The 23696-nt window shown below is 71.1% G+C and carries 27 protein-coding genes; 9 read left to right on the forward strand and 18 right to left on the reverse strand.

Annotation, left to right across the window (positions count from 1 at the left end; all coding sequences use genetic code 11):
* Nucleotides 1–49: 49 nt before the first annotated feature.
* On the reverse strand, nucleotides 50–1621 hold the full coding sequence (locus tag E1264_RS20825) for a 3-hydroxybutyryl-CoA dehydrogenase (RefSeq protein ID WP_132176007.1): 1572 nt from the start codon (nucleotides 1619–1621) through the stop codon (nucleotides 50–52).
* Between the two features lie 55 nt (nucleotides 1622–1676).
* On the opposite strand from E1264_RS20825, the gene E1264_RS20830 reads away from it, so the two are divergent.
* Nucleotides 1677–2669, forward strand: a complete 993-nt coding sequence (locus E1264_RS20830; protein WP_132176059.1) for an LLM class flavin-dependent oxidoreductase — start codon at nucleotides 1677–1679, stop codon at nucleotides 2667–2669.
* Between the two features lie 158 nt (nucleotides 2670–2827).
* Here the strand turns inward: E1264_RS20830 and E1264_RS20835 are convergent, their stop codons facing one another.
* Both E1264_RS20835 and E1264_RS20840 read right to left on the reverse strand, forming a co-directional pair.
* Nucleotides 2828–3214 carry an SCO5389 family protein gene (locus tag E1264_RS20835; protein WP_132176009.1) on the reverse strand — a complete coding sequence of 129 codons (387 nt, stop codon included), beginning with the start codon at nucleotides 3212–3214 and terminating at the stop codon, nucleotides 2828–2830.
* 121 nt (nucleotides 3215–3335) lie between these two features.
* The gene (locus E1264_RS20840) at nucleotides 3336–3530 is read right to left on the reverse strand and encodes a hypothetical protein (protein WP_132176011.1); all 195 of its coding nucleotides are present in this window, start codon (nucleotides 3528–3530) and stop codon (nucleotides 3336–3338) included.
* A gap of 148 nt (nucleotides 3531–3678) precedes the next feature.
* On the opposite strand from E1264_RS20840, the gene nucS reads away from it, so the two are divergent.
* From nucS to E1264_RS20870, 6 genes are all read left to right on the forward strand, one after another.
* Nucleotides 3679–4359 carry an endonuclease NucS gene (gene nucS, locus E1264_RS20845; RefSeq protein ID WP_132176013.1) on the forward strand — a complete coding sequence of 227 codons (681 nt, stop codon included), beginning with the start codon at nucleotides 3679–3681 and terminating at the stop codon, nucleotides 4357–4359.
* Nucleotides 4360–4546: 187 nt separating this feature from the next.
* Complete coding sequence (locus E1264_RS20850; protein WP_132176015.1) at nucleotides 4547–4954, forward strand: DUF3224 domain-containing protein; 408 nt, start codon at nucleotides 4547–4549, stop codon at nucleotides 4952–4954.
* Nucleotides 4955–5007: 53 nt separating this feature from the next.
* On the forward strand, nucleotides 5008–5592 hold the full coding sequence (locus E1264_RS20855) for a TetR/AcrR family transcriptional regulator (protein ID WP_132176017.1): 585 nt from the start codon (nucleotides 5008–5010) through the stop codon (nucleotides 5590–5592).
* 90 nt (nucleotides 5593–5682) lie between these two features.
* Nucleotides 5683–6477 carry a site-2 protease family protein gene (locus tag E1264_RS20860; RefSeq protein ID WP_132176019.1) on the forward strand — a complete coding sequence of 265 codons (795 nt, stop codon included), beginning with the start codon at nucleotides 5683–5685 and terminating at the stop codon, nucleotides 6475–6477.
* 105 nt (nucleotides 6478–6582) lie between these two features.
* Entirely contained in the window at nucleotides 6583–8082 is a 1500-nt protein-coding gene (locus E1264_RS20865) for an aldehyde dehydrogenase family protein (protein WP_132176021.1), read from the forward strand.
* 7 nt (nucleotides 8083–8089) lie between these two features.
* Nucleotides 8090–8575 (forward strand): GNAT family N-acetyltransferase, encoded by a 486-nt coding sequence (locus E1264_RS20870; protein ID WP_132176023.1) that lies wholly within the window; start codon nucleotides 8090–8092, stop codon nucleotides 8573–8575.
* 320 nt (nucleotides 8576–8895) lie between these two features.
* Here the strand turns inward: E1264_RS20870 and E1264_RS20875 are convergent, their stop codons facing one another.
* From E1264_RS20875 to E1264_RS20885, 3 genes are all read right to left on the reverse strand, one after another.
* Nucleotides 8896–9675 (reverse strand): hypothetical protein, encoded by a 780-nt coding sequence (locus E1264_RS20875; protein ID WP_132176025.1) that lies wholly within the window; start codon nucleotides 9673–9675, stop codon nucleotides 8896–8898.
* 16 nt (nucleotides 9676–9691) lie between these two features.
* Nucleotides 9692–9889: a hypothetical protein gene (locus E1264_RS20880; RefSeq protein ID WP_132176027.1), complete on the reverse strand. Its 198-nt coding sequence runs from the start codon at nucleotides 9887–9889 to the stop codon at nucleotides 9692–9694.
* A 220-nt stretch (nucleotides 9890–10109) separates the two neighbouring features.
* Nucleotides 10110–11702 (reverse strand): GMC family oxidoreductase N-terminal domain-containing protein, encoded by a 1593-nt coding sequence (locus E1264_RS20885; RefSeq protein WP_132176029.1) that lies wholly within the window; start codon nucleotides 11700–11702, stop codon nucleotides 10110–10112.
* 90 nt (nucleotides 11703–11792) lie between these two features.
* On the opposite strand from E1264_RS20885, the gene E1264_RS20890 reads away from it, so the two are divergent.
* Together E1264_RS20890 and E1264_RS20895 are read left to right on the forward strand one after the other, a co-directional pair.
* Nucleotides 11793–12419 carry a cob(I)yrinic acid a,c-diamide adenosyltransferase gene (locus E1264_RS20890; protein WP_132176031.1) on the forward strand — a complete coding sequence of 209 codons (627 nt, stop codon included), beginning with the start codon at nucleotides 11793–11795 and terminating at the stop codon, nucleotides 12417–12419.
* A 174-nt stretch (nucleotides 12420–12593) separates the two neighbouring features.
* On the forward strand, nucleotides 12594–13526 hold the full coding sequence (locus tag E1264_RS20895; RefSeq protein WP_165964277.1) for a DUF4097 family beta strand repeat-containing protein: 933 nt from the start codon (nucleotides 12594–12596) through the stop codon (nucleotides 13524–13526).
* 36 nt (nucleotides 13527–13562) lie between these two features.
* Here E1264_RS20895 and E1264_RS20900 read toward each other — a convergent pair whose 3' ends face one another.
* The 12 genes from E1264_RS20900 to E1264_RS20955 form a co-directional block, all read right to left on the reverse strand.
* The gene (locus tag E1264_RS20900) at nucleotides 13563–15086 is read right to left on the reverse strand and encodes a M28 family peptidase (protein WP_132176035.1); all 1524 of its coding nucleotides are present in this window, start codon (nucleotides 15084–15086) and stop codon (nucleotides 13563–13565) included.
* A gap of 156 nt (nucleotides 15087–15242) precedes the next feature.
* Nucleotides 15243–15707 carry a DUF2550 domain-containing protein gene (locus E1264_RS20905; RefSeq protein WP_132176037.1) on the reverse strand — a complete coding sequence of 155 codons (465 nt, stop codon included), beginning with the start codon at nucleotides 15705–15707 and terminating at the stop codon, nucleotides 15243–15245.
* A 29-nt stretch (nucleotides 15708–15736) separates the two neighbouring features.
* Nucleotides 15737–16123 carry a F0F1 ATP synthase subunit epsilon gene (locus tag E1264_RS20910; protein ID WP_132176039.1) on the reverse strand — a complete coding sequence of 129 codons (387 nt, stop codon included), beginning with the start codon at nucleotides 16121–16123 and terminating at the stop codon, nucleotides 15737–15739.
* A 67-nt stretch (nucleotides 16124–16190) separates the two neighbouring features.
* Complete coding sequence (gene atpD, locus E1264_RS20915; RefSeq protein WP_132176041.1) at nucleotides 16191–17621, reverse strand: F0F1 ATP synthase subunit beta; 1431 nt, start codon at nucleotides 17619–17621, stop codon at nucleotides 16191–16193.
* 2 nt (nucleotides 17622–17623) lie between these two features.
* Complete coding sequence (locus tag E1264_RS20920) at nucleotides 17624–18520, reverse strand: F0F1 ATP synthase subunit gamma (protein ID WP_132176043.1); 897 nt, start codon at nucleotides 18518–18520, stop codon at nucleotides 17624–17626.
* 5 nt (nucleotides 18521–18525) lie between these two features.
* Entirely contained in the window at nucleotides 18526–20160 is a 1635-nt protein-coding gene (gene atpA / locus E1264_RS20925) for a F0F1 ATP synthase subunit alpha (RefSeq protein ID WP_132176045.1), read from the reverse strand.
* Between the two features lie 38 nt (nucleotides 20161–20198).
* Entirely contained in the window at nucleotides 20199–21023 is an 825-nt protein-coding gene (locus tag E1264_RS20930; RefSeq protein WP_132176047.1) for a F0F1 ATP synthase subunit delta, read from the reverse strand.
* Nucleotides 21020–21577 carry a F0F1 ATP synthase subunit B gene (locus E1264_RS20935; protein WP_132176049.1) on the reverse strand — a complete coding sequence of 186 codons (558 nt, stop codon included), beginning with the start codon at nucleotides 21575–21577 and terminating at the stop codon, nucleotides 21020–21022. Before E1264_RS20935 ends, E1264_RS20930 begins: the two co-directional genes overlap by 4 nt.
* A 32-nt stretch (nucleotides 21578–21609) precedes the next feature.
* Nucleotides 21610–21840 carry an ATP synthase F0 subunit C gene (atpE, locus tag E1264_RS20940; RefSeq protein ID WP_132176051.1) on the reverse strand — a complete coding sequence of 77 codons (231 nt, stop codon included), beginning with the start codon at nucleotides 21838–21840 and terminating at the stop codon, nucleotides 21610–21612.
* Between the two features lie 96 nt (nucleotides 21841–21936).
* Nucleotides 21937–22731: a F0F1 ATP synthase subunit A gene (gene atpB / locus E1264_RS20945; RefSeq protein ID WP_132176053.1), complete on the reverse strand. Its 795-nt coding sequence runs from the start codon at nucleotides 22729–22731 to the stop codon at nucleotides 21937–21939.
* A 76-nt stretch (nucleotides 22732–22807) separates the two neighbouring features.
* Nucleotides 22808–23032, reverse strand: coding sequence for an AtpZ/AtpI family protein (locus E1264_RS20950; protein ID WP_132176055.1), 225 nt, complete (start codon nucleotides 23030–23032; stop codon nucleotides 22808–22810).
* A gap of 84 nt (nucleotides 23033–23116) precedes the next feature.
* Complete coding sequence (locus tag E1264_RS20955; RefSeq protein ID WP_132176057.1) at nucleotides 23117–23533, reverse strand: hypothetical protein; 417 nt, start codon at nucleotides 23531–23533, stop codon at nucleotides 23117–23119.
* Nucleotides 23534–23696 lie beyond the last annotated feature (163 nt).

The following is a 23696-nucleotide window of genomic DNA, read 5'->3' on the forward strand; positions in this document are numbered from 1 at the left end:
GCCGGAGACGGCGCGGCGATTCTTCCGGGGGCTCATGCTTCGAGGATATTCAGCGCAACGGGCGGCCCGCGGTGGCGTGCTCCACGAGGAGCGGTGTGGGTGCGAGCGCGGGGTCGCGGGTCTCGGCGTGGAGGGCGTTCAGGACGGTGACCGCGCGGTCCGGGCCGAGGCGGTCGAGGTCGGCGATCGGGCCGGTCGGGTAGCCGCAGCCGAGCGTCATCGCGGCGTCGATCGAGTCGGCGTCGGCGTATCCGGCGCCGAGCATCGCGGCGGCGTCGTTCAGGTACGGGAAGCGGAGCGCGTCCACGATGAACCCGGCGCGGTCGCGGCAGCGGACGACGGTGAGGCCGAGGCGCCCGGCGAGCTCGGCGGCCCGGCCCGCGACGTCGGGGGCGGTCGCGACCGTCGCGGCGATCTCGGCGAGCGGGGCCGCCGGGTCGGGCAGGTGCAGCCCGACGACGTCGGCGGGACGTCCGGTCGCCATGGCCTGCCGGATCACCGAGCCGTCCACGGAGGTGACGGCGAGCACCGTGCCCGGCTTGACGGCCTGGGCGGCGGCGGACAGCAGCGCCCGCCCGGCCTCGGCGTCCTCCGCGGCCTCGACGACCAGGTCGCAGCCGGCCAGTTCGGCGGCGGAGTCGCGGACCTGGGTGCCCGCCCGGTCGCACAGGGCGGCGATCGCGTCCGCGAGCGGGCCGACGCCGACGATCCCGACGACCGGGCGCGGGCCGTCCGGAGCATCCGGCTTGGCCTGCTCGACGCCGTCGTAGGCGTAGAAGCCGCGGCCGGTCTTGCGGCCGAGCAGCCCGGCGGTGACGAGCTCGCGGAGCAGCGGGGAGGCGGCGTGGCGGCGGTCGCGGGACTCGGCGTAGATCGCGTCCAGCACCTGGAGGCAGGTGTCGAGGCCGATCAGGTCCATGAGGGTGAACGGGCCCATCGGCAGCCCGGCGCCGGTCTTCATCGCGGTGTCGATGTCGTCGCGGGTGGCGTGCCCGGACTCCAGCATCGCCGCCGCACCGTTGAGATAGCCGAAAAGCAGCCGATTTGCGACGAACCCGGCGCGGTCCCCGATCGTCACCGGGGTCTTGCCGAGGCCCTTGACCAGCTCGGCGACGCCGGTGACGGCGTCCGGCTCGGTCAGGACGGTCGCGATCACCTCGACGAGCTTCATCACCGGCGCCGGGTTGAAGAAGTGCACACCGACGACCTGGGAGGGGCGGCTCGTCCCGGCCGCGATGTCGGTGACCGGGAGCGAGGAGGTGTTCGTGGCGAGGACGGCATCGGCGCGGCAGACCCGGTCGAGCTCGGCGAAGACCCTGCGTTTCAGGTCGAGCCGTTCCGGGACGGCCTCGATGACCAGGTCGCAGTCGCCCAGGTCGGCGAAGTCGGTCGTGAGCGCGACCCGGCCGAGGATCTCCTGCTGGGCCTCGGCGGTGAGGCGGCCGCGCTTGACGGCCCGTCCGGTCGAGGATTCCAGGTGCCCGCGCCCGCGTTCCAGCGCGTCCCGGTCCACCTCGACGCCGACGACGGCGAGGCCGCCGCGTGCCAGCACCTCGGCGATGCCCGCGCCCATCGTGCCCAGTCCGACGACCCCGACCCTGCTGAACGAACGACCAGTCATGGACGGCAGTCTCCCAGAGCGCGCAGGCGTCCACGATGCCGGGTACGACAGGGACGTGCGCCTCGGAATCTTCCTCCTCGCCACCCGCTTCCCCGGCCAGGACGACGCCGCAGCCCTCTCCCGCACCGTCGAGGCGGCGCTCGCCGCCGAACGGGCCGGGTTCGACGACGTGTGGCTCGCGGAACACCACTTCATGTCGTACGGGGTCGTCCCGTCGGGGACCGTCCTCGCCGGGCACCTCCTGGCCGCCACCGCCCGGATCGACGTCGGGACGGCGGTCAGCGTGCTGTCCACCCAGCATCCGGTGGCGCTGGCCGAGCAGGCGGCGATGCTGTCGCTGCTGTCCGGCGGCCGGTTCCGCCTGGGCGTCGGGCGCGGCGGCCCGTGGCGCGACCTGGAGGTCTTCGGCACCGGGCTCGACCGATACGAACACGGCTTCGCCGAATCACTGGACCTGCTCCTGGCATGGCTGCGCTCCGAGAGGCTCGCGTGGGCCGGTGAGCGGTTCGGTTTCCGCGAGGTGCCGGTCGTCCCGCGCGCGCTTGTGCCACCACCGGTGACGGTCGCGTGCACGTCCCCCGCAACGGAGGCGCTGGCCGCGGAGCGGGGACTGCCGATGCTGCTGGGCATGCACGCCGGGCCGGACGAGAAGGCCGCGGCCGTCGCCCGCCACGGACGGCCGGACGCCCCGCACATCTCCACCCACGTGGCGCAGGTCGCCGACACGCGCGAGGAGGCCGTCAAGACGGTCATGGCGGAGATGCCGCGCTGGCTCGGCCCTGGCCTGGAGGGATACGTCACCGTGGACGACCGTCCGCGGCCGCCGCGCGATCCGGTCGGCTACACGCGGCTCATGTGCGAGCTCCATGCCGTGGGTTCGCCGGACGACTGCGTAGAGTCGCTGGTGACCACCGTCGAACGCACCGGCATCCGGCATCTGATCCTGATGGTCGAGGCCGCCGGGTCCCGGCGGGCCACGCTGGAGAACATCGCCCGGCTCGGCGCGGACGTGCTGCCGAAGGTCCGCTCTGCCGTCCCAGGGTCCTGACCGCGCGTCGCGCCGCGGAGGCCTGCGCGGAACCGCGCCCGGGAGCTGGGCGCGGCGCGCCCGGTTGCGGACGCGCGACGCCCCCGGAGCTGACGCGCGGCACGCCCGGGAGCTGGGCGGGCGGCGCGCCGGTGGATCCGGCGCGCCGCGCCGGAGGGTCAGCAGTCGCGCAGTTCGGGCGACTGGTTGAGGATCTGCTCGCGGGGGGTCACGAACGTGCGGTAGGCGTCGGAGCCGCCGTCCGGGAAGACGGCCAGCCGGTGGCAGTTCTGGAAGGCCAGCCTGACACCGAAGTAGCGCTCCAGCGCGCCGCGCATCGAGTCGCTCGCGAGCACCCGGAGCAGCTGGCCGCGGGCCTGCTCGTCCGGCGGCGGCGTCTGGTTGTCGGCGAACTCGCCGCCATCCACCTGCAGCCGGGCCACCAGGCCGCTGACCATGTCCCACGCGTACGGGAGGGACGTCTTGATGCATTCGACGAACTCCGCGTCGCCGACCTCGCCGTGCTTCGCCGTCTCCAGAAGTTCCGGGGTCACATCAAGGGACATTGCGGGGGTCCTTTCGTCGGATGCCACCGACGCTAATCACGCCTCCGGAAGATTTCCAGGGTTGACAAAGGTTTTCATTCCGCTATGCGCGTCCCGGCCGCCCCCGCTAGCCGAGACGCGCTCAGCGCGCCTGCGCGGCGCCGTGGCCGGACGGCCGCCGCCGCACCGGACGGGCGGCGGCCACCCGCTCGGCGCGCTCGGCCCAGTACTCGCGGGCACGGCGCGCCGTCCGTCCGGCCCGCACGGCCCGCGCCTCCGCCCGCAGCTCACGGGCCCGCTCCCGCATGACCGACCGCATGATCTCGTGATGGAACACGACCCCTCCCAGTCCCTACCAGGGGGCCGACCGGCGCGGCCCCGCAGTTAAGAGACTCGTCCTAAGGCCCCCGGCCCCACATCGGCACGACGCCTTATATCGGGCGTCCGGGCGTCTTAGCCGCCCGGCCGCACTAGGGTGGGTCGCCGTGCGTCTCGTTATCGCCCGCTGCAGCGTCGACTACGCCGGCAAGCTCACCGCCCACCTGCCGATGGCACTCCGCCTGATCCTGATCAAGGCGGACGGGAGCGTCAGCATCCATGCCGACGACCGCGCCTACAAGCCCCTCAACTGGATGAACCCGCCCTGCTCGCTGCGCGAGGAGCCGCACGAGGAGAACGGCGCCGTCGCCCGCTGGACGGTCACGCACGGCAAGTCGGGCGAGCGGCTCATCCTCACCATCGAGGAGTTCCTGCACGACACCAGCCACGAGCTGGGCATCGACCCGGGCCTGCAGAAGGACGGCGTCGAGGCGCACCTCCAGGAGCTGCTCGCCGAGCACATCACCACGCTCGGGGACGGCTGGACGCTGATCCGCCGCGAGTTCCCCACCGCGATCGGCCCGGTCGACATCCTCTGCCGGGACGCCGACAGCGCCACCGTCGCCATCGAGATCAAGCGGCGCGGCGAGATCGACGGCGTCGAGCAGCTCACCCGCTACCTGGAGCTCCTCAACCGCGACCCGCACCTCGCGCCCGTCCGCGGCGTGTTCGCGGCCCAGGAGATCAAGCCGCAGGCCCGCGTCCTCGCCACCGACCGCGGCATCGACTGCGTCACCCTCGACTACGACGCCCTCCGCGGCATCGAACACGAAGGCACCCTGTTCTAACCCCAGCCAACGCCGTTCTGACCCAGCCGGGGTTACGGGTCGTGCGGCCGGAGGCGCCCCGCGCCGGAGGTCGCACGACCCGCCGGTCGAGGGGCCGTTTCACGAGACGCGCCAGCGGCTCGGGAAACGGTCCGCCGACCGTGACGGGGGTTCCAGGGGGTCGCCCCCCTGGGTGAATACTGCGGGCATGACGTTTCAAGCGAGTGGCACCTTCGACATCGACTCGTGGGACGCCGAGAAGCCCTATGACGAGCAGGACGGGACCAAGCTGACCCGGGTGCAGGTCGGGAAGACGTTCCACGGCGATCTCGTCGGGACGAGCAGCAGCGAGCTGATCACCGTGGAGTCCGCCGCCGGGCCCGTCGCCTACGTGGGGATCGAGAGCGTCCAGGGCATCCTGCACGGGCGGGAGGGGACGTTCGTCCTGCAGCACAGCGCGGGCAGCGAGGACGGCACCCCGGACACGCAGTGGATGCGGTGGCTGATCGTGCCGACGTCCGGGACGGGCGAGCTGGCGGGCATCCGCGGTCTCGGGCAGATCAGCGTCACCGAGGACGGCGGGCACACCTGGGCGCTGGAGTACACGCTCGACTGAGAGCGGCATCGCGTAAGAGCGGTATCGCGGCGGGCGGCCGGTAATCTTCAGGCATGCCCCCGGTCACCGCCGATGCGACACGCGAGCGGATCATCGACGCCGCCGAAGAGTGTTTCGGCCGCTTCGGCGTCGCCAAGACGACGGTCGAGGACATCGCCGCCGCGGCGAACCTGTCCCGGGCCACCGTGTACCGGTGCGTCACCGGCGGGCGGGACGAGCTGATCCTGGCCGTGCTGATGCGCGACCTGCGCCGCTTCCTCGACCAGCTCGCCGAGCGGCTGCGCGGTGAGCGGTCGGTGTCGGAGGCGATCGTGGAGGGCACGCTGGACGCGGTCGAGTACGTCCGGCGCGAGCCCGCCGTCGCGCACTTCCTGGCGCCGGAGGCGGCGGGGCACATGCAGGCGGCGGTGGCGGGCGCGGCCGAGCACGTGCTCGCGCTGTGCTGCGAGTACGTCCGGCCGCACTTCGAGCGTGCGCAGCGGCAGCGGACGCTCAGGGCCGACATCGACGTGGAGGGGACGGTCGAGTTCCTCTTCCGCATCATCACCTCGCTGATCGTCATGGACCGTGACCGGGACGCCGACGGGCTGCGCCGCTTCCTGCGCACCTATGTCGTTCCGGTCATCGCGGCGCCATGACCACGGCGAGACGGTAGCTTCCGACATGGCGGCGAAGATCAGGCTGGACGGGACGCCGGGCGGCCGGCGCGGCGAGAGGGGCCGGGAACGATGAGGGGAACCACGCACGGGACGCGGGGTGCCGCGGCGGTCCGGCCGAGCCCGGTGTTCCTCGCGATCGTCGCGGCGACCGTCCTGTGCGGCCTGGTCGCCTGGCGGTACGGGGAGAACCCGACCACGGCGGCGCGGGTCGCGCTGTTCGGGTTCGTCCTGTCGGCGTGGGTGCTGTCGCTGTGCCTGCACGAGTTCGGGCACGCCTACATGGCGTACCGGTCGGGCGACCGCGGCGTCGTCGCCAAGGGCTACCTGACGCTGAACCCGCTGAAGTACTCCGACATGCTGCTCAGCTTCGTGATCCCGGTGGTGTTCATCCTGCTCGGCGGGATCGGCCTGCCCGGCGGCGCCGTCTGGATCGACCGGCATGTGATCCCGGGCCGGATCAGGCACAGCCTGATCTCGGCGGCGGGGCCGCTGTCGAACGCGATGTTCGCGGTGATGCTCGCCGTCCTGTACAAGAACTTCGCCCACCAGGACCACGGCGTCTTCTGGCTGGGCGTGGCGTTCCTGGCGTTCTTGCAGGTCACGGCCGCGATCTTGAACCTGCTGCCGCTTCCGGGCCTGGACGGCTTCGGGATCATCGAGCCCTACCTGCCGCGCCGCTGGGCGGACCAGCTCGGCTCCTACGGCGGCTACGCCTTCCTCGTCCTGATCGCCCTGCTGTGGCTGGACCCGATCAACGAGGCGTTCTTCGACCTGATCTTCAACATCACCGGCGTGCTGGGCCTCGGCGAGCTGCCGATCCAGGTCGGGCACTCGCTGTTCCAGTGGTGGGAGGACTACCTCTAGGGGCTCCGGGGCAGGTCGGCCGCCCGTGCGTGGGCCTAGGGTGGTTTACTAACGAGTACCCTCGTGCAAGCAGGCACTTACACGGCCCCTCCCGGGAGGTTCCTCATGTCCGTGGCCACGGAGAGCACCGAGACGTTCGCGTCGCTGAACCCGGCCACCGGCGAGGTCGTCGCCGAGCACCCCGTCCATGACGCCGCCGCCGTCGCCGCGGCCGTCGGGCGCGCCCGGGAGGCCGCCGGATGGTGGCGCGCCCTCGGCTGGAAGGAGCGCAGGCTCCGGCTGCTGAACGTCAAGGGCTCGCTCACCCGGAACCTCAACCGGATGGCCGAGCTGATCCACCAGGAGACCGGCAAGCCGCTGCAGGACGCCCAGCTTGAGACGATCATGGCGATCACGCATCTGGACTGGGCGGCGCGCAACGCCCAGAAGGTGCTGGGGCCGCGCGGCGTCTACCCGGGGATCATGGCGATCAACCAGAAGTGCGTGCTGGAGTACCAGCCGCTCGGCGTCGTCGGCGTGATCGGCCCGTGGAACTACCCGATCTTCACCCCGATGGGCTCGATCGCGTACGCGCTGGCCGCGGGCAACACCGTGGTGTTCAAGCCGTCGGAGTTCACCCCGGGCGTCGGCGCGCTCCTCGCCGACCTGGTCGGCGCGGTCGTGCCGGAGCATCCCGTCCTGCAGACGGTCACGGGGCTGGGCGAGACGGGCGCGGCGCTCGCGTCCTCCCCCGGCGTCGACAAGATCGCCTTCACCGGCTCGACCCGGACCGCGAAGCGCGTCATGGCCGCCTGCGCCGAGAACCTCACCCCGATCGTCGCCGAGTGCGGCGGCAAGGACGCCTGCATCGTCGATGCCGACGCCGACCTCGACGCCGCCGCCGACGCCGCGCTGTGGGGCGCCATGTCCAACGCCGGGCAGACCTGCATCGGCATCGAGCGGATCTACGTGGTGGACGAGGCGTACGACAGGTTCCTCGGCAAGCTCACCGAGAAGGCCCGCGACCTGCGTCCCGGCTTCGACCGCGAGGCCGCCTACGGGCCGATCACGATGCCCGGCCAGCTCGACGTCATCGAGCGCCACATCAAGGACGCGCTCGACAGGGGCGGCAAGGCCGTCGTCGGCGGCGCGGAGTCGGTGCGCAAGCCGTACGTGGAGCCGGTGGTGCTGACCGACGTGCCGGACGACTCGTCCGCCGTCTGCGAGGAGACGTTCGGGCCGACGATCACCGTCCACCGCGTCAAGGACCTCGACGAGGCGGTCGAGAAGGCGAACAGGACCGCCTACGGCCTCGCCGGGACGATCTTCTCCGGGGACAGGTCCCGCGCCCTGGACGCCGCCCGCCGGATGCGGTCCGGGATGACGTCCATCAACGCGTTCGCCGCGTTCGCCCCGGTCGCGGCGCTGCCGTTCGGCGGGGTCGGCGAGTCGGGGTTCGGCCGCGTCCACGGCGCGGACGGCCTGCGCGAGTTCACCCGCCCGAAGGCGATCACCCGGCAGCGGTTCTCGACCATGAACCTGACCTCGTTCGGGCGCAGCGAGAAGGAGATGGCCCGCCTCCTCGACATGATCAACCTGGTCCACGGCCGCCGCTACAAGCGCTGACGGGACCATGGCCTCCGGCGCACCCGTACGCAGCCGGCTCCAGGTGGCCCTGGACGGGGCACCCCCGCCGCCGCCCGGCTTCCGCCCCTTCGAGGACGCCGACACCGCCACGCTCGCCGCCCTCCTGTGGGACGCCTACCGTGGCACTCCCGACGAGGCCGACGTAGGAGACCTCAAGGGCGCGGCACGCGAGGTGCGGCTCACGCTGGACGGCGAGTACGGGACGTTCCTGCGCGACGCGTCGTTCGTCGCCGAGCATGATGGGCGTCCCGTGGCCGGGGCCCTCGTGACCCTCTACAGGGACGTCCCGCTCCTGGCGTTCCTGTTCGTCGCGCAGTCCCACGCGGGCCACGGGCTGGGACGAGGGCTGATCCAGGCCGTCATGCACGCCCTCGCCGAGCAGGGCCACGACACCCTCACCCTCGCGGTGACCCGCCGCAACCGCCGTGCCCGCCGCCTCTACGACCGCCTAGGTTTCGTGGAGGTCGCCTAAGCCGGGACGCGGCGCCCGTATGCGGATCTAAGGCGGGCTAAGGCGCGGAGATAAGGCGTCATCCCGATGTGGGGCCCGGGGCCTTAGGACGAACCTTGTAGATGTCGGGCCGAGAGGGTCCGGCAGGACACAAGGAGATCGAGATGATCCGCCCGGACTTCAGCAACATCATCATCAGCGACCGCGTAACGGTGCTGCGCAACGAGGCCAAGAAGGCCCGCCGCGTCCGCATCGCGAAGGCCCTGAAGCGGTGACGCCCCCGGCCTGTACGCCCAGCCACGCGCCCCCGTCCGGACGGACGGGGGCGCTTCACTTTGTGCTCAGGACGCCCGCCGGACGTAGAACGTCGCCTGATCGTCATACCCGAGCCAGCGCAGCGTGAGAGGGCATCGGGAGACCGGGCGCCAGTGCTCGGCCAGCGCGTCGAAGAACGAGCGCTCGGCGCAGAGCCCGCCCCGGCGACCCCCGATGTAGACGAGGCCGGACCCCTGGTAGGCGGCCAGTGCCTCCGCCGCCATCGGTTCCCGATGGGGCGGCCAGATGACGGCCAGGACACGGTCCGGATGGCACCGCGCCGCCTCCGCCGCCGTAGCGGCCTGGACGTCGGTGAAGCGGAACCGGTCGGTGTAGCCGTTGCGGTCCGTCGCCGAGTCGGTCGCCAGGACGTCGGCGCCCTGCGCCCGCAGAAGCGACGCCCAGTACCCGCTGCCCGCCCCGACTTCCAGCAGGCCGCGGCCCGCGAGCCGGTCGCCGAGCCAGTCCAGAGCCGTCCGGGACGCGATCGCCCAACTGTAGATCCGGGACAGTTCCTGCCTCCGGATCATCGCCGAGGCGGCGTCATGGTCCACCGGCAGATGGTCGAGGACGTCGATGACCCGCCGGGTGTCCGGCCCCGTGCTCAGGGCCGGATACCACAGCAGGGGCACCATCTGGGGGTTCCGCTCGGCGAACTCGACGTCCCGCGCGGGCAGCAGGTCGCCGAGCGGACGGAAGGGCGCGTGCCATCCGGGCAGGCGAACACCGCCGGGGTTCCGCTCCCAGTAGCCGACCAGCCGCCGGGCGGTCTCCGCGACCCGGCCGATGACGGTCTCGGCACTCACCGCGCCCGCGCCCGCCTCACATCTCCATGTGATCGGGCGTCGCGATCCTCATGTGATCCGGGGTGGCCAGCGCCATGTGATCCGGCGTCGCGACACCGGCCACGGAGTCCTGCCGGGCGTCGCCATCGTCGACGGTGGTCGCGACGGCAGCCGCCGCGAGCGCCGCCGCGGCGGCCGCGATGACCGCCGCATTACGTGGTGCGCGTAACTCCAAGGTCATGCCTCCTAAGGGGACCGAATGGAAACTGCGCCCCCCATTTTACCCGCTCAAGATCACCTTCACTCCGCCCTCCGCGCGGGATCACCGTCCGCAGGCAGCGCTCGGCCTTCGCCTCCGGCGGGGCGACGAAAGTAGTGCGCGCGTCCCGCAATGGCAGGGGCTTGTGATTCTGCTGTGGTTCTACAACGCGCGGCCAGCCGGACGAGGGCGTTTCTCATTTCCCGGCGTTGGCGGGCTTCAGGGGGGTGCGGCCGCGGATGAGGTCGGCGGCGCGTTCGGCGATCGCGATGGTGGGGGCGTTGGTGTTGCCGCGCGGGACGGCCGGCATGACGGAGGCGTCCACCACGCGCAGGCCCTCGACGCCGCGGACGCGCAGCTCGGGATCGCAGACGGCGTCGTCCGCGCCCATCGCGCAGGTGCTCGTCGGGTGGAAGAGGGTCGCGACCTCGCGGCGGACGAAGTCGACGAGGGCCTCGTCGGTGTCGGCCTGCTCGCCGGGCGCCCACTCCCCGGCGGTCAGCGACGCCAGCGGCCCGGACGCGGCGATCTCGCGGGCCTGGCGGATGCCCGCGACCAGGATGTCCAGGTCGGCCTTGTCGGCGAGGTAGGCCGGGTCGATCAGCGGTTTGGCGTGCGGGTTCGCGGACCGGAGCGTGATCGACCCCCGCCCGGTGACGGCGACCGCGGTGACGAGGACCGACAGGAGCCGCTCGTGCGACTCGGTGAGGCCCTGGTTGACGAACGGCGACGGCAGGACGTGGTACTGCAGGTCGGGTGCGGGCAGGCCGTCGACCGTCCGGACGAACCCGCCCGCCTCGGCGATGTTGGAGGCGTAGGGGCCGCGCGCGAACGCCTGGTAGATGCCGAGAGACCGCCTGTTCGCCAGCTCCCACAGGGCCTTGGCCCGGGGCGTGGCGACCATGACGTTCACGAACGGGTGGTCTTGGAGGCGCTGCCCGACCGGGGAGTCGGCCAGGACGTCGATGCCCAGCGAGCGCAGGTGGTCGGCGGGCCCGATCCCGGAGAGCATGAGGAGCTGCGGGCTGTTCACCGCGCCGCCCGCCAGGATGACCTCCGCCTCGGCGCGGTCGGACAGGCTCTCGCCGCGCGCCTCGTACCGGACGCCGATCGCGCGGCGGCCCTCGAACAGCACGCGGGTCGCGAGCGCGTCGGTGACGATCGTGAGGTTCGGGCGGTTCGAGACCGGGTGCAGGTAGCCCGCCGCGGTGGACCAGCGGCGGCCGCGCTTGTGCGTGACCTGGTAGAAGCCGACGCCGTCCTGGTCGGCGCCGTTGAAGTCGGGGTTCGGGGCGAGGCCGTACGCCTTGGCCGACTGCACCCACGCGCGGGTCAGCGGGTGCTTGTAGCGCAGGTCCTCGACGCGGAGGGGGCCGCCGACGCCGTGGTAGGGGATCTCGCCGCGCTGCTGGTCCTCGGCGCGGCGGAAGTAGGGCAGCAAGTCCTCGTAGCCCCAGCCGTCGCAGCCGTAGGAGTCGCGCCAGGTGTCGTAGTCGTACCGGGCCCCGCGGATGTAGATCATCGCGTTGGTGGACGAGCTCCCGCCGAGCGTGCGGCCCCGCGGCCAGTACACGCTGCGCCCGGCGGCGTGCTCCTGCGGGACGGTGGCGTAGTCCCAGTCGTAGGGGCCCTTGAACATCGTGGCCGCGGCGGCCGGGATGTGGATCTCGGGAGCGCGGTCGGGCGGCCCGGCCTCCAGCAGGAGGACCTTCACCGAGGGATCCTCGGTCAGTCTGGCGGCGAGAACGCAGCCCGCGCTGCCCGCTCCCACGATGATGTAGTCGTACACGGCGCCTCCGGGGTATTTCTCGCACCCTACCGAACGGGCTTCTGGCACCAGAAGCCCGTTCGGCGGGGCCGCAGGGCTAGGCTGCTCGACATGGTGAAGAACAGGGACAACCCCGTCGTCCTGTCGCGGATCTACACCAGGACGGGCGACGACGGCACCACCGCGCTGGGCGACGCGTCCCGGACCCGCAAGACCGACCCGCGGCTCGCCGCCTACGCCGACGTCGAGGAGGCCAACGCCGCGATCGGCGCGGCCGTCGCGCTCGGCGGCCTGCCGGACGATCTCGTCGCGCTGCTGAGGGTCGTCCAGAACGACCTGTTCGACGTGGGCGCCGACCTGTGCGCGCCGGTCGTCCCCGACCCGAAGTACCCGCCGCTGCGGGTCGACGCGTCCTACATCGACCGGCTGGAGGCGGCCTGCGACGAGCACAACGAGGCCCTCGCTCCGCTGCGCAGCTTCATCCTCCCGGGCGGGACGCCCGGCGCGGCGCTGCTGCACGTCGCGCGGACGGTCTGCCGCCGCGCCGAACGCACCGCGTGGGCGGCCGTCGAGGCGCACGGCACCGCCGCGGAAGGCGACCCTGAGGCGCCGGTGGGCGGCGTGAACCCGCTGACGGCGCGCTACCTCAACCGGCTGTCCGACCTGCTGTTCATCCTGTGCCGCATCGCCAACGCCGACCACGGCGACGTGCTCTGGAAGCCCGGCGGCGAGCGCTGACCCTCTTTTTCGGGGGTGTGGGGGGTCGTCCCCCCACAAGAAAGCAGGGGTGGGGTTAGCCCCACCCCTGGAAGACCGGTTCCCCTCCTGGTGACGCCGCCCTGCACGGAGCAGGCTTGTTCCCATACCGGCGCACGGCTTCTTCGGGCGCACAGCGACAACAGGAGTGACCACGTGAGGACCCTGACGATCACCGCCGTCGTGACGGCCGCCGCCGCGGCGACGCTGGCCGGCTGCGGCAACCTGACCTTCGGCACGCATCAGGAGGACCGCTCCTACTCCGCGCCCGCCGGCATCACCGCGTTGAAGATCAAGTCGAACGGCAGCCGGCTGGAGCTCACGGCGTCCGACTCCCCCACCGTGAAGGTGCGGGAACGGCTGCGCTGGTCCAACGACAAGAACAAGCCGGAGGCGCGGCACACCATCGAGGGCGACACGCTCTCGCTGTCGGCCAAGTGCGCCAGGGCGACGATCGGATACACCAGGTGCGGGGTCACCTACCGCGTCGAGGTTCCGCGCGACATGGCCGTGGACGTCGACAACGCCGACGGGTCGGTCGTCGCGTCCGGGCTCACCGGGGCCGTGAAGCTGCACAGCGACAACGGCTCGATGAAGGTGACCGATCTGCGCGCGACGTCGGCGTCGATCAGCTCGGACGACGGCTCGATCCACGTCACCGGACGCGCCACGACCGCCGACCTGAACAGCGACAACGGGTCCATCAACGCCACCGGCCTCACCGCCGACAGGCTGACCGCCCGCACCGACGACGGGAGCATCAAGCTCAGCGGCCGCGCCACCGTCGCCGACGTCCGCACCGCCAACGGCTCGATCGACGCGGGCGGCCTGACCACCGACCGCATCACCGCCGAGACCAGCGACGGCGGCATCGACCTGCGGCTCACCACGCCGCCCGCGAACGTCCACGCCACCAGCGACAACGGGTCGGTGCACGTCCGCGTCCCGACCAGCGAGGGCTACGCCATCAGCGTGTCCAGCTCCAACGGCGCCGAGCGGATCGACTCGGCCGTCCACCAGGACTCGGACTCGCGGCACCGGATCCAGCTCCGCAGCGCCAACGGCAGCGTCACCGTCTCCCCCGCCTGAGCCGCTCCCCGGCCCGAGCCCGCCGGCCCGCGCGCGCTAGCGGAGGCTGTACGGGCCCTGCCAGGCGGGAGCGCCGGCCGAGGTGACGCCCACGGTCAGGCGGGCCCCGCCGTTCACGGCGACGGTCGTGCGGGCCAGGTGCTGCGTGACGTGCGCGATGCCGTCGGTGTTGGTGCCGAGGAGCTTGCGGTTGACGTTCTTCAGCCGGTCGCACTTGGCGTGGTAGCACGGGTCGTACACCTGGCCGGCCCGGCCGCCGAACGCCTTGGCCTCGGCGGCGGTCTTGACGCCGTCCGCGCCGGTGGCCATCCCGCCGGACGGGATCCCGGCCTCGATGAACGGGCCGTAGTCGGAGCGTCCGCTGAACACGTGCTCGGTGGTCGGGAGGCGGCGGCTCGCGAAGTAGTCGCGGAACATCTTCTCGATCGCGCCCGATCCGGCGGGCGCGCGCGTCCCGGCGCGGGTGGAGTGGTCGCCGTCGTAGACGCCGCGGGTGCCGTTGCGCGAGCCGAGCATGTCGAAGTTGAGGGCCACCGCGATCTTCTCCCGGTCGGCGCGCGGCAGCGACTTCACGTAGTGCGTGGAGCCGCGCAGGCCCTCCTCCTCCGCGCCCCACCAGGCGAACCGGACCCGGTTGCGCAGCCCGTCCTTGCCGAGGCGGTTGATCTTCGCGGCGATGGCGAGGAGCGCGGCCGAACCGGTGGCGTTGTCGTTGATCCCCGCCCCGGCCGGGACGCTGTCGAGGTGCGCGCCGAGCAGCACCACGTTGTCGGCGCGGCCGTGTCCGGTGTCGGCGATGACGTTGGACGAGCGCCGCTTCCCGTGGACGGTGTCGGTCCGCACCCGCAGCGCGAGCCCGCCGGTCCGCGCCGCCTTGGCCAGCGCCACGCCGGCCGTCCGGGACGTGCCGACGACCGGGATCCCGGCGGGCTTGTTCACCGTGCCGTTCAGCAGCCCCTTCTCGCCGGGCTTGTTGTAGATCACCACGGCGGACGCGCCCGCCGCCCGCGCGTTCGCGGCCTTGGCGGCGAACGTGCAGGTCCCGCGCTGGACGAGCGCGATCGAGCCGCGCTTGAAGCCCTTGAAGTCGGCCTTCTCGCAGCCGCTCGTCCCCTCGCCCCGCGGCGGGACGTCCACGGCGATCACGCGCGCCGTCACCGTCCCGGACCCGGAGTAGGCGAGCGTGGCGAAGTCCCTGCCCAGCCGGTAGGACGCCTTCGACGGCGCCGTCCGCGCCAGCACCGCGCGCGACCGCTCCCGCCAGAACGGGTAGTCGAACTTCTGGATCTTCGGCGTGAGACCGGCCTTCCGCAGCCGCCCGGCGACGTACCGCACCGACACGTCGTACCCGGCGCCGCCCGACGCGCGGTTGCCGCCGTTGTAGTCGGCGATCTCCTGGAACGCCTTGAGGTGCGCCTCGACGTCCTTCAGCGTGACGAGGCCCGCCAGGTCGGGCCGGGGCGGCGCGGCGCCCAGCGCCGGGGACCCGGCGGGAATGAGGGCGGCGGGCAGAACGGCGAGGGGCAACGCCACGGCGGCGCCGGTGAGCAGCTTGCGCACGTGCACTCCTGCGGACGGGACGGGACGGAGCTGACCAGCAGCGATCCTCACCCGCGGCGCACCGGCCGCCAACGGCGGCGCGCCCGTCACGCCAATTCCATACCTTCCCCTTACCAATCCCTGCCCAAGGCGACCCGCTCCCCGGCAAGGGCCGGGTCACTCAGGGGGGTGCAGCTCCACGGGGAAGCCCGGGGGCGCCGCCTCCAGCCAGGCGAGGAACCCCGTCAGCGCCGCCGCGCCCATCGCCAGCTCCACCGTCAGGTCGCCGTCCCTGACCTCGATGATGCTCACGTCCGGCAGCAGGCCCTCCGCCTCCTCCGCGTCCGGACTGCGGCGGTTGGACACGACGAGGCCCCGGCGGTGAATCACCCGCCGGGGCCTGGTACGGAAACCGAACACGCGGTGCCAGTGCAGGACATCGCCCTTGTAGCGGCCGATGCCGAGCCGCCACACTCCCGGGGCTCCGCCCTCCGGGGACAGCTCGCGCAGGCTGCACTCCACGGTGCCGCCGCCGCGGACGAACAGCCGCCGCCGCACCGCCATCGCCACGTACAGCAGCGCGAGCACCAGGACGAACGCGGCGAGCACCCCGCCCGCATCCCGCGCCAGGTGCTCGCCCAAATCCCCCGCCGTCCGCAGTCCGCCGGGGCCTAAGCCTCGATGCCCGCGGCGCGCAGCCGCGCCCGGGCACGCCGCTCCGGCGTCGCGTCCTCGCCCTCGGCGGCGAGCGCGTCCTCCAGCGCCCGCCTGGCCTCCGGGACGTCGATCTCGTCGCCGAGCTCGGCCTGCTCGGCCAGCACCGACACCTCGTCCGCCGCGACGGAGAAGAAGCCGCTGCCGACCATCGCGGTGATCGGCTCACCGCCGTCCGCGGGCTCGATCTTCACCACGCTGCCGTCGAGGAGGACGCCGAGCACCGGGGCATGGCCCGGCAGGATGCCGAGCGAGCCCTCGATGGTCTGCGCGACCACCATCCTGGCCTCGCCGGACCAGATCTCGCGCTCCGGCGAGACCAGCCCGACCTTCAGGTTTGCCACGTTTCCCTCCGAGTCCACCGGGAGCCGTCGCCGGCGGGGCCGCCCGCGGACGGGCGGCCCCGGCGGGCTACTTCTCCAGCTCCTTGGCCTTGCGCTCGACGTCCTCGATGCCACCGCACATGAAGAACGCCTGCTCGGGCAGGTGGTCGTACGTGCCCTCGGCCAGCGCCTTGAACGAGGCGATCGTCTCGTCCTTCGGCACCGTCTCGCCGGGCTGGCCGGTGAACTGCTCGGCCACGTACATCGGGTGCGACAGGAAACGCTCGATGCGCCGCGCCCGCTGGACGGTGACCTTGTCCTCCTCGGACAGCTCGTCGATGCCGAGGATCGCGATGATGTCCTGCAGCTCCTTGTACTTCTGCAGGATCCGCTTCACCTCCTGCGCGACCGAGTAGTGCTCCTCCCCCAGGATCTGCGGGTCCATGATCCGCGAGGTGGAGTCGAGCGGGTCGACCGCCGGGAAGATGCCCTTCTCCGAGATGCCGCGCGACAGGGTCGTGGTGGCGTCCAGGTGCGCGAACGTGGTGTGCGGCGCCGGGTCGGTGATGTCGTCGGCGGGCACGTAGATCGCCTGCATCGAGGTGATCGAGTGACCGCGCGTCGAGGTGATCCGCTCCTGCAGCACGCCCATCTCGTCGGCCAGCGTCGGCTGGTAGCCCACCGCGGACGGCATGCGTCCGAGCAGCGTGGACACCTCCGAGCCGGCCTGCGTGAACCGGAAGATGTTGTCGATGAACAGCAGCACGTCCTGGCCCTGGACGTCGCGGAAGTACTCCGCCATCGTCAGCGCGGACAGCGCGACCCGCAGCCGGGTGCCCGGCGGCTCGTCCATCTGGCCGAACACCATCGCGGTGTCCTTGAGGACGTCCGCCTCCGCCATCTCCACCCAGAGGTCGTTGCCCTCGCGGGTGCGCTCGCCGACACCGGCGAACACCGAGGTGCCACCGAAGTTGCGCGCGACACGGCGGATCATCTCCTGGATGAGCACCGTCTTGCCGACGCCCGCGCCGCCGAACAGGCCGATCTTGCCGCCCTTGACGTACGGGCACAGCAGGTCGATGACCTTGATGCCGGTCTCCAGCATCTCCGTCTTCGACTCGAGCTGGTCGAAGGCCGGCGCGCGGCGGTGGATGCCCCAGCGCTCGTTGATCTCCAGCGACGCGGTCGGGACGTCCAGCGCGTCACCGAGGGCGTTCCACACGTGCCCCTTGGTGATCTCGCCGACCGGCACCGAGATCGACGAGCCGGTGTCGGTCACCGGCGCGCCGCGGACCAGGCCGTCGGTCGGCTGCATCGAGATCGCCCGGACCATGTTGTCGCCGAGGTGCTGCGCGACCTCGAACGTCAGGGTCTTCTCCTCGCCGCCCAGCGCCACCTGCGCGTGCAGCGCCTGGTAGATGTCCGGGATGGCGTCGGCGGGGAACTCCACGTCGACGACCGGGCCGATGACACGCGCGACGCGCCCGGTGGCGGTCGCCGTCTCTACCTGAGCAGTCATTATCACTCCCCGCCAGACTCGGCGAGCGCGTCAGCGCCACCGACGATCTCGCTGATTTCCTGGGTGATCGCGGCCTGCCGCGCCTGGTTCATCTGGCGCGTGTAGACCCCGAGCAGTTCGTTGGCATTGTCGGTCGCCGACTTCATGGCCCGCCGGACGGACGCCTGGAACGACGCCGCCGACTGCAGCAGCATGTGGAAGATGCGGCTCTCGATGTAGTTGGGCAGGAGCAGGTCGAGCGCGGCCGACGCGGACGGCTCGAACTCGTACGCCGGCGGCACCTTGTCCGACGACGCCTCCTCGATCTCCAGCGGCATCAGCCGGGTGACCCGGACCGCCTGCGTCAGCATCGAGACGAACTCGGTGTAGACCACGTGGATCTCACCGACGCCGCCCTCCGCGTCCGTCTTCAGGAAGTCGTCGGTCAGCCGCCGGCCGATCTCCTCCGCGTTCGCGAACGCGGGACGGTCGCTGAACCCGTGCCAGCTCTGCGCGACGTCCCGGTCCCGGAACCGGTACCAGGTGATGCCCTTGTTGCCGACGACGTACGGGACGGGCTCGCGGCCCTCGGCCCGCAGCGCCGTGATCAGCGCCTCGGCCTCGCGGATCACGTTGGCGTTGTAGGCGCCGCAGAACCCGCGATCGCTGGTGACGATCAGGACCGCGCTGCGGGTGTCGGCCGGCTGCTCCTGGAGCAGCGGGTGGTCGATCCCCACATGATGGCTCACCAGCGCGGTCAGGGCCTGCGTGATCTGGTCGGCGTACGGCTTGGACGCCGCCACCGCGTGCTGGGCCTTGACGATCCGCGACGTGGCGATCATCTCCTGGGCACGCGTGATCTTGGCGGTCGACTTGACCGTCTTGATCTGCTGCCTGAGCTGGCGAAGCTGTGCGGCCATCGTCGTCAGTCCTTCTTGACGCGAGTGATCGTCTCCTGCTCGACGTCCTCGTCCGCGATCGCCTCGACGGGCTCCTCCGCCAGGATCTCGCCCTCGCTGGTCTGGAAGCCCTTCTTGAACTCCGTGATGGCGTTCTTGAGGCTGGTGAGGCCGTCGTCCGACAGCTTGCCGGTCTCCCGGAGGGAGGTCAGGAAGCCGCTGTGCTCGCGCTCCATGTAGTCGAGGAACTCGCGCTCGAAGCGGCGGATGTCGGCGACCGGGACGTCGTCCAGTTCGCCGGACGTGCCCGCCCACACCGACACGATCTCCTGCTCGACCGGGAACGGGCTGCCCTGCGGCTGCTTCAGCAGCTCGACCAGGCGGGCGCCGCGGTCCAGCTGGGCGCGGGACGCGGCGTCCAGGTCGGACGCGAACGCCGCGAACGCCTCCAGGTCGCGGAACTGCGACAGCGCGAGCCGCAGCGTACCCGCGACCTGCTTCATCGCCTTGACCTGCGCGTCGCCGCCGACCCGGGACACCGAGATACCGACGTTGATCGCGGGCCGGACGCCCTGGTTGAACAGGTCTGACTCCAGGAAGCACTGGCCGTCGGTGATGGAGATGACGTTCGTCGGGATGTACGCCGACACGTCGTTGCCCTTGGTCTCGATGATCGGCAGGCCGGTCATCGAGCCGGCGCCCATGTCGTCCGACAGCTTCGCGCAGCGCTCCAGCAGCCGCGAGTGCAGGTAGAACACGTCACCGGGGTACGCCTCGCGGCCCGGGGGGCGGCGCAGCAGCAGCGACACCGCGCGGTAGGCCTCCGCCTGCTTCGACAGGTCGTCGAAGATGATCAGGACGTGCTTGCCCTGGTACATCCAGTGCTGGCCGATCGCGGACCCGGTGTAGGGGGCGATGTACTTGTAGCCCGCCGGCTCGGACGCGGGCGCCGCCACGATCGTGGTGTACTCCAGCGCGCCGGCCTCCTCCAGGGAGCGGCGGACGTTGGCGATCGTGGAGCCCTTCTGCCCGATCGCGACGTAGATGCAGCGGACCTGCTTCTTCTCGTCGCCGGACTCCCAGTTCTCCTTCTGGTTGATGATCGTGTCCACGCAGACGGTCGTCTTGCCCGTCTGGCGGTCACCGATGATCAGCTGCCGCTGGCCGCGGCCGATCGGGGTCATCGCGTCGATCGCCTTGATGCCGGTCTGCAGCGGCTCGCTGACCGACTGGCGCTGCACGACCGTGGGGGCCTGCAGTTCGAGCGCGCGGCGCTCGGTGCTCTCGATCGGGCCCTTGCCGTCCAGGGGGTTGCCCAGCGCGTCCACGACGCGGCCGAGGAAGCCGTCGCCGACGGGGACCGAGAGGACCTCGCCGGTGCGGCGGGCCTTCTGGCCCTCCTCGATCTTGCTGAAGTCACCCAGGACAACGGCGCCGATCTCGCGTACGTCCAGGTTCAGAGCCAGGCCTCGGGTGCCGTCCTCGAACTCGAGGAGTTCGTTCGCCATCGCGGACGGCAGGCCCTCGATGTGGGCGATGCCGTCGCCGGAATCGACGACGGTGCCGACCTCTTCGCGCGCGGCGGCATCGGGCTCGTACGACTGGACGAAGCGCTCCAGCGCGTTCCGGATCTCATCCGGACGGATCGTCAGCTCCGCCATGATTCCTCTCTTGCTCCTCAGAGTCCGCTCTGCCGGCCTCAGCCGGTACCGAGCCGCCGGCGGACGTCGTCCAGCCGTCCGGCGATCGTGCCGTCGATGATCTCGTCCCCGATCTCGATCGACAGTCCGCCGATCACCGTGGGGTCGATCTCGATGTTCAGGTGTACGTCGTGGCCGTAGGCGGCGGCGAGCACCGCGGCGAGCCGGGTGCGCTGCGCCTCCGGCAGCTCGGCGGGCGTCCGCACGAGCGCGACCAGCCGCTGCCTGCGCTGGGCGACGAGCTTGCCGTACTCGGCGAGCCCTCCCTCCAGGCTACGTCCTCGCGGGCGCAGCACCAGTTCGGTGATCAGCGTCAGGGTCGACGCGGTGACCTTGCCGTCCAGCAGGGCGTTGACCACGCTGAGCTTGCGGTCGTCCGGCAGCCCCCGCCCGGCGAGGGCGCCGCGCAGCTCGGGCTCGCGCTCGATGACCCTGGAGAACCGGAACAGCTCGTCCTCCAGGTCGTCGATCTTGCCCCCGGCCTCGGCGCGGGCGGCCTCGGCGGTGACCGCGAGGGTCTCCAGCCCGTCCGCCAGCTCCGACGGCTTCGACCAGCGCAGCCGGACGACGTCGGCGACCAGCCCGAGAGCGGCCGGCGACACCTTGCCCTCCAGCAGGATCCGGACGAGCTGCGCCTTGTCGGCACCGTCCCGCGACGGGTCGGAGACCGCCCGCCGCAGGCCGTGCTCGCGGTCGACCAGGTGCAGCACCGCGAACAGGTCGCCGCCGAGCTCGGCCAGGCCGGAACCGGAGTCGATCACCGACTCCAGCCGCTCCTTGGCCTCGGCCAGCGACGCCCTGCTCACCGCTCCCGTGATGGTCATGATGTGATCTGCTCCTGCGTGCGAGCGCGCTCCTCGAGCTCCTCGAGGAACCGGTCGACGACCCGGCTCTGCCGCGCGCTGTCCTCAAGGGACTCGCCCACGACCCGTCCGGCCAGCTCGACCGACAGGGCGCCGATCTCGGCGCGCAGCGACCGCAGCGCCTGCTGCCGCTCCGCCTCGATCTGCTCCTTGGCGTTCTCGACGATCCGGCGCGCCTCGACCTGGGCCTGCTCCTTGGCCTGGGCGATGATCTGCGCGCCCTGCTCCTCGGCCTTGCGGCGCTCGTTGGACGCCTCGACCGCCGCCGCCTTCTGCTGGGCCTTGTAGTCGGCGAGGACCTGCTTGGCCTCTTTCTGCGCCTGCTCGGCCCGCTCCAGGCCGCCCTCGATCGCCTCGGTGCGCTCTTCCAGCGTCTTCTGGATACGCGGGACGAGCATCCGGCCGACGACGACCAGCACGATGGCGAACGAGAAGATGCCGACGACCATCTCGAACGTGTGCGGGATGAGAGGGTTGTTCTCCTCCGCCGCAAGGACGGACGCTGCTTTGATCATGTCTGCAGCCCTTCCTCAGATGAGAGCCCTGGTCAGATGCTCTGGAAGATGAAGGGCGCGACCAGGCCGATCAGGGCGAGGGCCTCGGTGAGGACGAAGCCCAGCATCATGTTGGTGCGGATGACACCGGTCAGCTCCGGCTGGCGGGCGATCGCGTTCACGCCCTGGCCGAAGATGATGCCGACGCCGATGCCCGGGCCGATGGCGGCCAGGCCGTACCCGATCGAGGTGACGTTACCGCTGACCTCGGCGAGGACTCCCATTGCTTCATTCCTTTTCTGTCGGCCGGCGAAAGGTTCGCCGGTCTGGGCTTACGAGGTTGTGCGTACGGGCGGTACCCGTGGCGCCGCCCTTGGGGCTCAGTGGTCCGCGTGCAGGCCGCTCTGGATGTACATGGCGGCGAGCATCGTGAACAGGAACGCCTGCAGGAACTGGATCAGCAGCTCGAACGCGGTCATCGCGATGGTCACCAGCACGCCGATGATGCCGACGCCGAACCCAGCGACCGTGGGCTTCTCGAACAGGAACCAGAAGCCGACGAGGCTGAAGAACGCCAGGATCATGTGCCCGGCGAACATGTTGGCGAAGAGCCGGACCGCGTGGGTGAACGGCGCGATGATGAACGTCGAGAGGTACTCGATCGGCACCAGCAGGAAGTAGACGGGCAGCGGCAGGCCGCGCGGGATCATGTTCGTGAAGTACTTCGCCGGGCCCTGGTGCTTGATGCCCAGGTACACCTTGATGAAGTAGACCGACAGCGCCAGGACGGCCGGGAACGCGATGTGCGAGGCGACCGGGAACTGGATGATCGGGACGACCGCGAAGATGTTCCAGACCCAGACGAGGAAGAACACCGACATGAGGAACGGCATCCACCGCTCAGTGTTGCGGCCGAGGAACGGGCGGGCGATCTCGTCCCGCACGAACATGTAGCCGATCTCGCCGATGTTCTGGACGCCCTTCGGCACCAGCTTGGGCTTGGCGAACGCGCTCCAGAAGAAGACGCACACGACCAGCGAGCCGAAGACCGCGAAGAAGACCGGCTTGGTGAGCCACTCGGGGCCGCCGGCGAAGAGGGGCGGGAATTCGAACAGCTCCGTCCCAGGGGCCTGGAACTCAGCCCCCTCGGAGGCGAGGACCGTCAGCGCGTTCACGCGGCGTTCCCTTCATCACTGTGTTGATGTTTCACAAAGACTTCCTCGGCGGCTGCTTCCTCTGCGGCGGAGCCGCTCAGAGGGAGTGGCGACCGTACTTCACGTAGACCAGGTAGACGGCGAGCCCGACACCGATGATCACGCCGACCGGGATCAGCCACTCCTGGCCCGTCCATTCGGACAGCAGCCACCCGAGACCGCCCCAGATGATCATCCCGGAGAGGAGGTAGCTGGGTACGGACCATGCGGCATCGGCGAATTCCCGTTGACCGTCCTCCGGCCGACGTTTCTGCTCGCTCATCGCGCTCCGGACGATAGCAGGCCACCCATGCGGTGGTCATATTGGAGTAGTCCTTGAAGGCCGGCACCGTCCGTGAGTGCGTCATCACGGACTCCGGTCCAGGACGTTCTGGGGCTCGTCGATGTAGAGCTTGTGCTTCATCGCGACGCGGAACTCGGCGGCGATCCACAGCAGCGCGAGGCCGATGACCGTCCAGCCGAAGACCTTGGTGTTCCAGATCGTGACCTCGTCCATGATGCTGACCAGGAGCATCACGGCGAGGATCTTGACGGTGTAGCCGGCCAGGGCGGCGAGCATCATCGTCTGCGCGGAGTACTTCGCCGCCCAGGACACCGCGAGGGCGCTGAGCGAGAAGAAGGCGATCACAACGACGGTGGCCAGCGCCGCGGCGGTCGCGCCCTTGGCGCCGACGGTCAGCAGGCCGATGAGGACGGCGCCCACCCCGGCGGCGGCTGCCGGGATCGCGGCACCGCGGAGCATCCGCGTGTCGGAGATGTGCATGAGGGCTCCGGCTGGTCACGTTGAGTGGTCGTCCGTTGTTCGTGAAAGGTATCACAAGCGTCCGGAATGTCCACAATTACCCTAGAGGTAATGCGATCCGGGGAGTGTCGGCCCCTCACGCGGGCACCACGGACTCTAACGGAGTTCACCCAATGCTCATCCC

Origin of the sequence: Actinomadura sp. KC216, from assembly GCF_004348535.1 — a bacterium.
In the GTDB taxonomy this organism is placed as follows: Bacteria; Actinomycetota; Actinomycetes; order Streptosporangiales; family Streptosporangiaceae; genus Spirillospora.

What these genes read in the sequence shown, in the direction of transcription:
- E1264_RS20825 (WP_132176007.1), bottom strand. Translation starts at nt 1,621, where the DNA reads ATGACTGGTCGTTCGTTCAGCAGGGTCGGGGTCGTCGGACTGGGCACG.
- E1264_RS20835 (WP_132176009.1), bottom strand. Translation starts at nt 3,214, where the DNA reads ATGTCCCTTGATGTGACCCCGGAACTTCTGGAGACGGCGAAGCACGGC.
- E1264_RS20850 (WP_132176015.1), top strand. Translation starts at nt 4,547, where the DNA reads ATGACGTTTCAAGCGAGTGGCACCTTCGACATCGACTCGTGGGACGCC.
- E1264_RS20855 (WP_132176017.1), top strand. Translation starts at nt 5,008, where the DNA reads ATGCCCCCGGTCACCGCCGATGCGACACGCGAGCGGATCATCGACGCC.
- E1264_RS20860 (WP_132176019.1), top strand. Translation starts at nt 5,683, where the DNA reads ATGAGGGGAACCACGCACGGGACGCGGGGTGCCGCGGCGGTCCGGCCG.
- E1264_RS20865 (WP_132176021.1), top strand. Translation starts at nt 6,583, where the DNA reads ATGTCCGTGGCCACGGAGAGCACCGAGACGTTCGCGTCGCTGAACCCG.
- E1264_RS20870 (WP_132176023.1), top strand. Translation starts at nt 8,090, where the DNA reads ATGGCCTCCGGCGCACCCGTACGCAGCCGGCTCCAGGTGGCCCTGGAC.
- E1264_RS20890 (WP_132176031.1), top strand. Translation starts at nt 11,793, where the DNA reads ATGGTGAAGAACAGGGACAACCCCGTCGTCCTGTCGCGGATCTACACC.
- atpD (WP_132176041.1), bottom strand. Translation starts at nt 17,621, where the DNA reads ATGACTGCTCAGGTAGAGACGGCGACCGCCACCGGGCGCGTCGCGCGT.
- E1264_RS20920 (WP_132176043.1), bottom strand. Translation starts at nt 18,520, where the DNA reads ATGGCCGCACAGCTTCGCCAGCTCAGGCAGCAGATCAAGACGGTCAAG.
- atpA (WP_132176045.1), bottom strand. Translation starts at nt 20,160, where the DNA reads ATGGCGGAGCTGACGATCCGTCCGGATGAGATCCGGAACGCGCTGGAG.
- E1264_RS20930 (WP_132176047.1), bottom strand. Translation starts at nt 21,023, where the DNA reads ATGACCATCACGGGAGCGGTGAGCAGGGCGTCGCTGGCCGAGGCCAAG.
- E1264_RS20935 (WP_132176049.1), bottom strand. Translation starts at nt 21,577, where the DNA reads ATGATCAAAGCAGCGTCCGTCCTTGCGGCGGAGGAGAACAACCCTCTC.
- atpE (WP_132176051.1), bottom strand. Translation starts at nt 21,840, where the DNA reads ATGGGAGTCCTCGCCGAGGTCAGCGGTAACGTCACCTCGATCGGGTAC.
- E1264_RS20950 (WP_132176055.1), bottom strand. Translation starts at nt 23,032, where the DNA reads ATGAGCGAGCAGAAACGTCGGCCGGAGGACGGTCAACGGGAATTCGCC.
- E1264_RS20955 (WP_132176057.1), bottom strand. Translation starts at nt 23,533, where the DNA reads ATGCACATCTCCGACACGCGGATGCTCCGCGGTGCCGCGATCCCGGCA.